The 10,389-nt window shown below is 42.8% G+C and carries 11 protein-coding genes and 2 pseudogenes; 10 read left to right on the top strand and 3 right to left on the bottom strand.

Going from position 1 to position 10,389, the window contains the following annotated elements; translation table 11 throughout:
* From ACMN7X_RS00825 to ACMN7X_RS00805, 5 genes are all read left to right on the top strand, one after another.
* Window positions 1–491, top strand: a 491-nt coding sequence (locus ACMN7X_RS00825) for a sigma-70 family RNA polymerase sigma factor (protein ID WP_418745614.1), incomplete at its 5' end; no start/stop codon positions are given.
* 29 nt (window positions 492–520) lie between these two features.
* Window positions 521–1,039: a cob(I)yrinic acid a,c-diamide adenosyltransferase gene (locus tag ACMN7X_RS00820; RefSeq protein WP_418745613.1), complete on the top strand. Its 519-nt coding sequence runs from the start codon at window positions 521–523 to the stop codon at window positions 1,037–1,039.
* Between the two features lie 12 nt (window positions 1,040–1,051).
* A complete protein-coding gene (locus ACMN7X_RS00815) occupies window positions 1,052–1,693 on the top strand; it encodes a precorrin-8X methylmutase (protein WP_418745612.1) in 642 nt (213 codons plus the stop codon).
* A 2-nt stretch (window positions 1,694–1,695) separates the two neighbouring features.
* Entirely contained in the window at window positions 1,696–2,439 is a 744-nt protein-coding gene (locus ACMN7X_RS00810) for a lysophospholipid acyltransferase family protein (RefSeq protein WP_418745611.1), read from the top strand.
* Between the two features lie 77 nt (window positions 2,440–2,516).
* On the top strand, window positions 2,517–2,813 hold the full coding sequence (locus tag ACMN7X_RS00805) for a YerC/YecD family TrpR-related protein (protein ID WP_178042810.1): 297 nt from the start codon (window positions 2,517–2,519) through the stop codon (window positions 2,811–2,813).
* 53 nt (window positions 2,814–2,866) lie between these two features.
* On the opposite strand, the gene ACMN7X_RS00800 is transcribed toward ACMN7X_RS00805, so the two are convergent.
* Window positions 2,867–3,493 (bottom strand): DUF1836 domain-containing protein, encoded by a 627-nt coding sequence (locus ACMN7X_RS00800; RefSeq protein WP_418745610.1) that lies wholly within the window; start codon window positions 3,491–3,493, stop codon window positions 2,867–2,869.
* Window positions 3,494–3,599: 106 nt separating this feature from the next.
* On the opposite strand from ACMN7X_RS00800, the gene ACMN7X_RS00795 reads away from it, so the two are divergent.
* The 3 genes and pseudogenes from ACMN7X_RS00795 to ACMN7X_RS00785 all read left to right on the top strand — a co-directional run.
* A complete protein-coding gene (locus ACMN7X_RS00795) occupies window positions 3,600–4,589 on the top strand; it encodes a lysostaphin resistance A-like protein (RefSeq protein WP_418745609.1) in 990 nt (329 codons plus the stop codon).
* 45 nt (window positions 4,590–4,634) lie between these two features.
* Window positions 4,635–5,762: a DUF362 domain-containing protein gene (locus ACMN7X_RS00790; RefSeq protein WP_418745608.1), complete on the top strand. Its 1,128-nt coding sequence runs from the start codon at window positions 4,635–4,637 to the stop codon at window positions 5,760–5,762.
* A gap of 90 nt (window positions 5,763–5,852) precedes the next feature.
* Window positions 5,853–6,281, top strand: a pseudogene (locus ACMN7X_RS00785) (ABC transporter substrate-binding protein); the annotation flags it as partial.
* Between the two features lie 135 nt (window positions 6,282–6,416).
* Here the strand turns inward: ACMN7X_RS00785 and ACMN7X_RS00780 are convergent.
* Together ACMN7X_RS00780 and ACMN7X_RS00775 are read right to left on the bottom strand one after the other, a co-directional pair.
* Window positions 6,417–6,869: a MaoC family dehydratase gene (locus ACMN7X_RS00780; RefSeq protein WP_418745607.1), complete on the bottom strand. Its 453-nt coding sequence runs from the start codon at window positions 6,867–6,869 to the stop codon at window positions 6,417–6,419.
* Window positions 6,870–7,037: 168 nt separating this feature from the next.
* Complete coding sequence (locus ACMN7X_RS00775) at window positions 7,038–8,468, bottom strand: sigma-54 interaction domain-containing protein (protein WP_418745606.1); 1,431 nt, start codon at window positions 8,466–8,468, stop codon at window positions 7,038–7,040.
* A 446-nt stretch (window positions 8,469–8,914) separates the two neighbouring features.
* Here ACMN7X_RS00775 and ACMN7X_RS00770 point away from each other — a divergent pair, with 446 nt between their 5' ends.
* Together ACMN7X_RS00770 and ACMN7X_RS00765 are read left to right on the top strand one after the other, a co-directional pair.
* A complete protein-coding gene (locus tag ACMN7X_RS00770; RefSeq protein ID WP_418745605.1) occupies window positions 8,915–10,219 on the top strand; it encodes a GntP family permease in 1,305 nt (434 codons plus the stop codon).
* 52 nt (window positions 10,220–10,271) lie between these two features.
* Window positions 10,272–10,389: pseudogene (locus ACMN7X_RS00765) on the top strand (electron transfer flavoprotein subunit beta); the annotation flags it as partial.

Raw genomic sequence — 10,389 nt, 5'->3', positions numbered from 1 at the left:
GCCGGGATACGGATGAGCTGATCGCCATCGGTATTGTCGGGCTGGTGAAGGCGGTGAATACCTTTAAGTCCGATAAGGGGAGCCGTCTGGGGACGTATGCGGCGCGGTGTATTGATAATGAACTTCTGATGATGCTTCGGACAGAGAGGAAGCTGAATCGGGAAATATCCTTATATGAACCTATCGGCACGGATAAAGAGGGCAATGAGATCAGTTTTATCGATGTGGTGGAGGATACATCGGAAAATGTGGTCGATGGCCTGATGCTTTCGGAGCGGATCCAGAAAATGTATATTGCCATCGATGAGGTATTAACGGACAGAGAAAGGGAAATCATATATAAGAGATACGGGCTGGGAGGCTGTAAAGAGGTGACTCAGAGAGAAATCGGAAAGACGATGGGCATATCGAGAAGCTATGTCAGCCGCATTGAGAAAAAGGCGTTGGAAAAACTGCGGCGGCGTATGGCAGATTTTGGTATAATGTGGTAAGATGTCATTGATGAGAGAGGAGGGTGTGAATGATACATATATATTGCGGCGACGGCAAAGGAAAAACGACAGCGGGTATGGGACTGTGCCTGAGGGCGGCCGGGGCCGGAAAAAGAGTTTTGATCTATCAGTTTTTAAAAGGCAACACCTCCTCTGAACGGAAGATTCTGGAGCAGATTCCGGGAATTGAGCTGATGCGGGGCCCGGATGAAATGAAATTTATTTTTCGGATGACGCCGGAAGAAAAAGAGACGGTGAAACGCAGTTATGCCGAAATGATTGAGGGCCTGATACGGAAACTTGAAACAGGACAGTTATCCGCCGAGGTTATTTTCCTGGATGAAGTGCTGTATGCGGTGAGCCGGGGGATAGTGGAGGAAACCGGCCTGCTGGCGCTTTTGAGGGCCGGAGCGGACAGAGAGTGGATCCTGACCGGAAGGTATAAGGGCGGGCTGCTTTTCGAGGCGGCAGATTATATATCCGAGATACATAAGAAAAAGCATCCTTTTGACAATGGCATAGGGGCCAGGAAAGGAATCGAATATTAGCGGGAGGAAAAAATGCTGAATCAGATTGAATTTGTAAAGCCGGGGAATATTGAAGCGCGCAGCATGGAGATCATCGCCGGGGAACTTGGAGAGACTCATTGGAAGGAGCCGGAATTTTCTGTGGTCCGCCGCTGTATTCATACGTCTGCCGATTTTGATTATAATGTGAATCTGAAATTTTCAGAGGAAGCCTGTAAAAAAGGAATTCAGGCGCTGCGCAGCGGGGCGGATATTGTCACGGATACACGGATGGCTATGTCGGGCATTAATAAACGGCGGCTGGCCGAATACGGCGGGCAGGTGCATTGCTTTATTGATGATGAAACAGTAATTAAAGAAGCGAAGGCGCGGGGGATCACCCGTTCGGCCATATGTATGGAGCGGGGAGCAGCGATAAAAAAACCGGTTATTTTTGCCATCGGAAATGCGCCGACTGCACTGATCCGGCTGTACGAGCTTGTGGAGAGCGGCGCGGTTTGGCCGGAGCTGGTGATTGGCGTGCCTGTGGGATTTGTCAATGTGGTGGAGTCCAAGGAGCTGTTTATGCGGACAAGTGTTCCCTGGATCATCGCGGCGGGCAGAAAGGGCGGCAGCAATATTGCGGCGGCCATATGCAACGCCTTGTTATACTATAAAGATGAAGTGGAGTTTTAGACATGGAACGGATTATATTGATGGTGCTCCGGCTGCTTTACAAGGTGCCGGGATGGTGGATGAAAGTCTGTCGTTATGGGAAGGATGAAAACTTTGAAAAATATGATGAGGAACAGCGGTATGCCCTTCTTCAGGAGGTGACGACCCGGGCAAACCGGGCCGGCCGGGTGACAGTGGAATGTTATGGCCGGGAAAATCTTCCGAAGGAGAATGGCTATATTCTGTTTCCAAATCATCAGGGACTTTTTGATACGCTGCTTTTCTTTGAGACCCATGGGCGTTTTTTATCCTTTGTCATGAAAAAAGAAGTTGCCAATGTAATTCTTGTGAAGCAGATTGGACGGATGCTCCGCGCAAAGGCCATGGACCGTTCGGATGTCCGGCAGTCGATGACGGTGATCAAAGAGGTTTCTGAGGAGGTAAAAAAAGGAAGAAATTATATTATTTTTCCGGAAGGAACGCGGAGCCGGGAGGGCAATAAGCTGCTGAATTTTAAAGGCGGGGCTTTTAAGAGCGCCGTTTATGCGAAATGTCCGATCGTGCCGGTGGCGATTATTGATTCCTACAAGGCTTTTGATATGCATTCCATTAAGAAAATGACAGCTCAGATTCATTATCTGGAACCGCTGACCTATGAGCAGTATAAAGGAATGAAGACGGTGGAGATCGCGGCCATCGTTAAAAGCCGGATTGAGGCGGAGATTGAGCGGTATGCACCGGAGAAGATTGAAACAGGTATAAATTGAATTGACTTTATCATTGCAAGATGTTAATATATAAGTATCAATTTCAAATTTTACAGTGTTAAAGGATGGGGTTTACTATGAATAAGAAAATACGTACTTCGGCGGTGGAGACGCTGTTTGAAGCGATCATTCAGCTAAAATCGGTGGATGAGTGTTTTGACTTCTTTGAGGATTTGGCGACGATCAATGAAATTCTTTCTCTGTCCCAGAGATTTGAGGTAGCCAGAATGCTTCGTCAGCATAAAACCTATCTTGAAATAGCAGAGAAAACAGGTGCATCGACAGCAACAATCAGCCGTGTCAACCGTTCTCTCAATTATGGAAATGATGGGTATGATATGGTGATTCAGCGTATTCAGGAGAAGAAAGAATAATTAAAAAAGCACTTGTTTCTCTGGGGGAGAGAGACAGGTGCTTTTTTCAATAGCTACTTTTTCTTTTTGGGATCAGACTCATTATTAAGGAAATCAGATGCGTCGATCAGCTTTTCAATCAATTGCTTTTTCATATATACATCATAGGAAAGCAGGGAGATGACAGATAATAATTGGAGATATCCCTGTTCATCTTCGGGACAATCGGTAAATATTTTCTGCGCATCTTCAAACAGACGGCGGATGTCTTCGACGACCCGTTTTGACTGCTCCGGCTCCCGATCCATAATATGGCTGTAGAGCCAGGTCATATCTCTGCCATTTTCATTTTTAAAATATTGCTCAGTCATCGGGGTCAACAGCTTTTGGATATCATTGATGGAGAGAATGTTTTTAAAGTAATAGATGAAAAGCAGAAGCAGCATATGATCTTTCGAATATTTTTTCTTTTCCGGCGGCGGAAGAAGATGGTTCTTTGCATAATTGTTGATCATCGTTTTAGTGAGGATCTTATCTTCCGGGTAACGCTTGGAATGTTCCAGATATTTATCCATAAATGTGGTGACCTGGTCCATATAAAGGTCGATATTCGGCAGCTCTGAGGCTGAAACCGGCGAATTGTTTTCGATATATTGAATAAAATCATCTAAAATTTCCTGAATCGTAGGATAACCATCCATAAAATACACACTCCTTTGCTATGTTTTATTATATCGAATTTACGAAAAAAGTCAATTAAAACACAATATATAGTTTTTAAAACCACATGGAAAATGGAGGAATAACATGTACGAATATTACAGAGACAGGTATGAAGAAAATTATGAACAGAATTCGGGACTGAGCGCCAGAACGGCGAACAGGATTTTATGTATTACGACGGTGGTAATGATCGGTGTTCAATATTTAATGGTTTTTTTGGGAATCTATGATACGCTGCCGCTGGTTCTCGGCACCCAGCTGTCTGTTTTGCTGATCCCTATAATCGGCACGGTGATTTCCGGGGCGGATATCAAAGAGACCTTCAGGATTCGCCGGGTCAGGCCTAAAACGGTGCTTTTTGCCTTTTTAGTTATCCTCTGTTCCTATCCGATCGTGGCGCTGCTGAATCTGATATCCATGTTTTTTGTGGAAAATGCGGTGGCGGGGACGGCAGTAGAGCTTTATAATCATGGTTTCATTGTTTCTATGCTGGTGATGGCTTTGTGCCCGGCCATCGGGGAAGAATTTTTAATGCGCGGTGTGATTTATCGGAGCTATCGGAAAAAGTCACCGGTGCTGGCCTTGATTTTATCAGCAGTGATTTTTGGTCTGCTTCATATGAATTTTAATCAGATGCCCTATGCCATTTATCTCGGTGTGATTATGGTATTGATGATGGAGGCCTCCGATTCTATTGTGACGCCGATGCTGATGCACTTTTTTATGAATGGTATTTCAACTTTGTCCGGATTTTTTTCAGAGGATACGCTGGAGGATATGTCCGGGGCCGCTTATAATGCGGAAACGGTGCTTGGCACCGGCGATGAAATGAAGTTTGCGCTGATGTCGGTAGGAATTTTGGCGATCATTATGGTGCCGTTGGTCATATTGATCATTAAAGCCACATTTCGTGTGAATGGGCGCAGACTTTCGGATGCCTTTGCAAAGGATGAGCCGGTTTACAGCCGTTATGCCCTTCCGGAGGTGAATGATGAGGAAAACATTCTGGATGTTTGGCTGGTGATCGCTATAGTGGTAATGGTCATCATTATAGCTATGAATACGTTTATATGATAATGCAAATAGATTTGTGCCGTGAGACACAGAGAGGAGAATATTTTGAAAAGTCAGGTTGTTTTGCTGAAATGCGATACGTACGACAGGGAAAAAATATATGAAGAACTTTTATGGGGTATCGGGCAGCTCGGGGGTATCGGACGGTTTGTCCGCCCGGAGGAAAAGATACTTTTAAAGCCCAATCTTCTGCGGAAGGCGGAGGCGGACAGCGCAATTGTGACCCATCCGGCGGTTGTGGCAGCTATGGCAAAGATATTAAAAGAGGCGGGATTCATCCATGTTTCTTATGGGGATTCGGCAGGCGTAGGACCTATGGACAAAATTGCGGGGGCCTGCGGTCTGGCGGCGGCCATGGAAGAACTGGAAATTCCCATGGCCGATTTTAACGAATGTGTCCATGTGAACTATCCGGAGGGAAAGATGGCAAAACAGTTTCATCTGGCAAAGGCCGTGACAGAAACGGATGCCCTCATTAATATATGTAAAATGAAAACCCATCAGCTGGAGCGGATGACAGGGGCCGTTAAAAATATGTATGGCTGTATCCAGGGACTTCACAAGGCAAAGGGACATACAAAGTTTTCAAATGCGGAAAGCTTTGCCCGGATGCTGGTTGACTTGAATCGTTGTATACGCCCTCGTCTTTATATTATGGACGGCATTACTGCGATGGAAGGAAATGGTCCGGCATCGGGAACCCCGGTTCATATGGGAGTTATACTGATAGCCGCTGACCCGGTAGCTCTGGACAGTGTCTGCTGCGGATTGATGAACCTTGCGCCGGAATTGGTGCCGACCAATGTGCAGGGGGAAAAGATGGGCCTGGGTGTCTGGCAGGAAAAAAATATCGATGTGATAACAAGGGAAGGATCATTGACTATCTCTCAGGCGCAGGAGCGCTTTGGAAAGAAAGATTATGATGTGAACCGGGGGAGAGAAGTGCGGCGGATCTGGCGGCAGATTCGTTGGATTTCCCGTCATTTTCAGCGAAAACCCTATATTGTGGAAAGTAAATGTATCCGTTGCGGTATCTGCGTGGAGGCCTGTCCGGTGGAAGGCAAGGCCATTCATCTTCATCGGCCTGCGGCCCCGGTTTATGATTATAAAAAGTGTATTGCCTGTTTCTGCTGCCAGGAAATGTGTCCGAAGAAGGCCATTCGGGTGAAATGAAACGGATTTGCTGAAGAAAGCCGAGAAAAATAAAGGAACGCATAAGAACTGACCCGAATACTATGTATTAGACTTGATGGGAGGTTTATTATGCGAAAAAAAAGTTTGATTATTGGATTTGTTTTGGCCATGCTGGCCATGGCGGTGACAGGATGTGGAAAATCTGCCTCCGGGCTTCAGACAGTGCGGCTTCAGGAGGTGGCCCATTCAATCTTTTATGCCCCGATGTATGTGGCGTTGGAAGAGGGCTATTTTGAGGAAGAGGGCCTGAATGTGGAACTGACAAATGGAAATGGCGCTGATAAGGTTATGACGGCAATGATCGCCGGGGAGGCGGATATCGGTTTTATGGGGCCGGAAGCGACGATTTATGTCTATAACGAAGGCAACTCTGATTATGCCGTCAATTTTGCCCAGTTGACTCAGAGAGCAGGTAATTTCCTCGTAAGCCGTTCAAACGATCAAAATTTTTCGTGGGCGGATTTAAAGGGAAAAACCGTCATTGGAGGTCGGGCAGGTGTCTGCCGCTGAATAATGTAAATTTACATATAATCGCAGTATAACAGAAAAATAGATAGGGGAGGGGATATCGCTTGATCAAAAAAATGCGATATCCCCTTAGCATTAGGATATATAGGCTTAAAAAATTAAGTGTTATTTGGTTTTAAGAAAGAATTTAAGGATGTGATCGCCAACACAAACAACTTCGTCCCTTTGATTGACAACGGTCAATCTTCCGATGGTTTTTTTGGTTTCATGGTTTACATCGGTTAATTCGTAGGATACGTTTAATGTATCACCGAATAATACAGGCTTGATGAAACGAACGTGCTCATATCCTGCGGAGAGGTAGCTGATGCCGGCTTCTTCCATTTCCTGGAATTTAGCATCCAGAAGTACGGTTTCAGCGGCGCTTGCGATAGATAATGTCAGCATACCATGAGCAACGCGCTGTCCGATATCTGTTGTTTTCATATACTGATCATTTAAATGGGCGCGGTTCATATCGCCGGAAATGCCTGCGAAGCTGTAAACATCTGCTTCACTGACAGTCTTAGAAAAATGAGTTGTAAATCCTACTTCATAAGGTACTTTGAAATCGTTCATAATAAATCTCCTTTACTTAATTAAAATGTTATTAGGTTGGGACTAATCAGTTACCCTAATATACAGCAAAATTCGTGCCAAATTTTTTGAAGTAAAGGACTGTTATTAATAATCGTAATAAATAAAACATGCGGCAAATGAAAGAGTGTTCGTTTGTCGCATGTTTTATTATTCTAATGTTTCCGGATTTAGGTTATGGCGTTTTAAAATGCGATAAAGCCTTGAACGGGGAATCTTCAGTTGGTTGGCAGCCTGAGATATGTTATAATTGGTCTTTTTCAGGGTCTCAAGAACAATATCCCGTTCCAAATAAGCCAGCATGGCGTCGAGGCTGTTATTTTCGGCTGAGCTTTTAGCTTTTGTGTTTACGTGCCCTCGTATGATCTGGGATGGTATATCATGGAGTTCAATCGTATTTGAATCGGACATATAGTAAATTCTTTCAATAATGTTGGATAATTCGCGGATGTTTCCCGGCCAGTCATAATCAAGGAGTACATTTTCTGCCGATGTTGATAGTGTTTTTGTAATTCCCTGTGTGCGGCACAATCTATCCAAAAAATGATGGATCAATATCGGAATATCGCTTTTTCTGTCACGCAGCGGCGGCACGTTAATATTCAAGATGTTGAGGCGGTAATATAGATCTTCACGAAATTGGCCATCCTGCACCATTTGTTCGAGGTTTCGGTTTGTTGCGGTGATGACCCGCACATCAATTGGAATCGGTGCATTGCCTCCGACGCGGGTGATTTCTTTTTCCTGAAGTACACGAAGTAATTTGGCCTGTACAAATAAAGGAAGTTCGCCGATTTCATCAAGAAATAATGTGCCATGATTAGCCGCTTCAAATTTACCCATGGAACCATTGCGTTTGGCGCCTGTAAATGAGCCGCCCATATAGCCGAAAAGCTCAGATTCTAAAAGATTTTCGGGAATGGCAGCGCAGTTAACACATATTAAAGGATAGGCATTCCGATGACTGTATTGATGAATAGAGTGGGCGACGAGTTCTTTGCCGGAACCGCTTTCACCGGTAATAAGGACTGTGGAAGGGCTTTCCGCAAGCTTATAGATCGTGTTTTTCATATCTTTAATTGGCTGACTTTCGCCAAGAATACTGTCGATTGAATACTTTGCCCCTTTAAGATTGGTTAATTCTTTTTTATACTGTTCAAGGTCGTGCTGCAATTGTTTGTTTTGCAGAGTCAGAGAAAAGAGATCATACATATTCTGAAAAACAACAATTCCAAAACAGGCTACGGCCTCTCCGTTTTCAATTACCGGAATTAAATTACATACGGCTTCCAGATCACGGGAATAGGAGTCTACATATTTATGATAGACGCCAAACAGAGGCTTCTTTGTTCTTAAAACCATCGGAAGACGGCTGTTGCTTATGAACTGACGCACGTTTTTTCCGAGAAAATTTATATTATTCACATGCAGATAAGATTTATAGGCATCATTTAGAAAAATAATATTTTCCTGTTTATCAATAATGATCATAGGAATAGGGAGTGTTTGAAAAATAGTTTTTACAACTTCCAGGTCAGAGAAACTTACATTGGTGCTGGATAAACGATTTTGTGATTTCATATGAACGACTCCCTTCTATATATTAGTGATAAGTTTATATTTTTATTATAAAGTAATTTATATCAAAAACAAATAATAACTTATGGAAAAAATGTTAATAATAACTTTCAGATTAACAATAAAAAAGTTAAAAATTTGGCAAAATAAATGTAGCAAAACAGGACATATGTCCTGTTTTGCTACATTTATTTGACGTGTAAGCGTAAAAAAGTAAAATAATTAGCCAAATAATTGACGATGTTTTCCTTAAAATAGTTAGAAAATAAAATTGGCACATTTTTTGCGATATATTGATGATGAATGGAAGTTTAATTCCAGGATTGTCTTAGGTAAGACAAAAGAGGGCTTTATAATGGCATTTACATAGTGGGGGCTAATCAGAGATGCTGTTATAAATTAATCTCGGGCAACAACAAAATTAAACAAAAAACTAAGGAGGGTATGTTATGTCCAGTATTGCATTATCCGGTATCGGAATTTTATTGTCACTGGTTGTAATGACTATTTTTGCTTTCAAGGGGATCAGCACAGTTATCTGTGGCTGTGTGGCGGCTTTAATTACAATTGTATTAAGCGGACTGCCGGTACTTGAAACAATGTCTGCAAATTATATTCCAGGGGTGGCTTCTTTCTTTATTTCTTATTTCCTGATTTTCTTATTAAGCAGTATCATGGGTAAGATTTATGAACAGACAGGTGCTGCAAAGGCTGTTGGAGAAAAGCTTGCAAAGACTTTTGGACCAAAGATGGCTATGGCAGCGGTCGTTGTTTCCACAGCAATCTTAATTTATGGAGGTATCACATCATTTGTAGTTATTTTCGCTATCTTTCCGATTGCGTTAGTTCTCTTCGAAGAAGCGGATATTCCTACAAGGTTGATCCCGGGCGCAGCCACATTGGGACTTTGGAGTTTTGCGATGACGGGCCCGTTTTCAACTCAGATCCAAAATATTATTCCTATGAATTACCTGGGAACAAGCTCTACAGCAGCTTTGGGACCTGGAGGCCTGACGGCAATTTTATGTTTTGGTATCGGCGTTATCTACTTAATGTGGGAAGAAAAGAAAGCAAAAAAACGGGGTGAACATTTTGTTTTTCCGGCACATGTTGAAAAACTGGAAGATACAAAGGAAAAACCAAATTGGTTTATTGCCTTAATTCCTATTTTATTTGTAATTATTTCTTTCAATGCTTTCCAGTTAAATATTGTATATGCCTTATTAATTACGGATATTATGGCAATCATATTGTTCTTCAAATATTTTCCGGACAGAAACTTTATGAGAGCTATCAATGAGGGCGCTGCAGGCGCTGTTACCGTTATTATTAATACGGCAGCGATCGTTGGATTCGGATCTGTTGTAAAAATGACACCGTTCTATACCTTTGCGGTAGATGCCATTGTAAATTTACAGATGAATCCATATGTACTCAGTTTTGTATCGACGAATGTTTTTGCAGGATTGATGGGTTCTTCCTCGGGGTCTCTTGGATTGTTCTATGAATCCCTGGGCGATTTAATGCTTAAATATGGTCAGGCGGGATATAATCTGGAATTTATTCACAGATTGAGTTCTGTTGGATGCGCAGGCTTGGATTCTCTTCCATATTGCGGAGCGATCATTTCTGTATTGAACGTATGCGGTGTTACTCATAAAGAAGGATATTTCCCTATTTTTATTAACTGCACGGTAATTCCTATTTTAGTCGGAGCTTTGGTATTATTACCACTTTGTATGCTGTTAGGATAATTTTTGAACATTGTAATTTGTTTATATTTATAGAATAGAGAGGATTTTGATGATGAAAATTGTTGTATGTGTAAAGCAGGTTCCGGATACAACAGAAGTCCGTTTGGACCCTGTGACAAACACTTTGATTCGTGACGGCGTTCCAAGTATCATTAACCCGGATGATAAAG

Source organism: Frisingicoccus sp., from assembly GCF_048388605.1.
Lineage (GTDB): Bacteria > Bacillota > Clostridia > Lachnospirales > Lachnospiraceae > Frisingicoccus.
This window is presented reverse-complemented; position numbering and strand designations above follow the sequence as displayed.

Bases quoted from the DNA above. Each gene is read 5' to 3' on its own strand.
- ACMN7X_RS00820 (WP_418745613.1), top strand. From the start codon at position 521: ATGATACATATATATTGCGGCGACGGCAAAGGAAAAACGACAGCGGGT.
- ACMN7X_RS00815 (WP_418745612.1), top strand. From the start codon at position 1,052: ATGCTGAATCAGATTGAATTTGTAAAGCCGGGGAATATTGAAGCGCGC.
- ACMN7X_RS00810 (WP_418745611.1), top strand. From the start codon at position 1,696: ATGGAACGGATTATATTGATGGTGCTCCGGCTGCTTTACAAGGTGCCG.
- ACMN7X_RS00805 (WP_178042810.1), top strand. From the start codon at position 2,517: ATGAATAAGAAAATACGTACTTCGGCGGTGGAGACGCTGTTTGAAGCG.
- ACMN7X_RS00800 (WP_418745610.1), bottom strand. From the start codon at position 3,493: ATGGATGGTTATCCTACGATTCAGGAAATTTTAGATGATTTTATTCAA.
- ACMN7X_RS00795 (WP_418745609.1), top strand. From the start codon at position 3,600: ATGTACGAATATTACAGAGACAGGTATGAAGAAAATTATGAACAGAAT.
- ACMN7X_RS00780 (WP_418745607.1), bottom strand. From the start codon at position 6,869: ATGAACGATTTCAAAGTACCTTATGAAGTAGGATTTACAACTCATTTT.
- ACMN7X_RS00775 (WP_418745606.1), bottom strand. From the start codon at position 8,468: ATGAAATCACAAAATCGTTTATCCAGCACCAATGTAAGTTTCTCTGAC.
- ACMN7X_RS00770 (WP_418745605.1), top strand. From the start codon at position 8,915: ATGTCCAGTATTGCATTATCCGGTATCGGAATTTTATTGTCACTGGTT.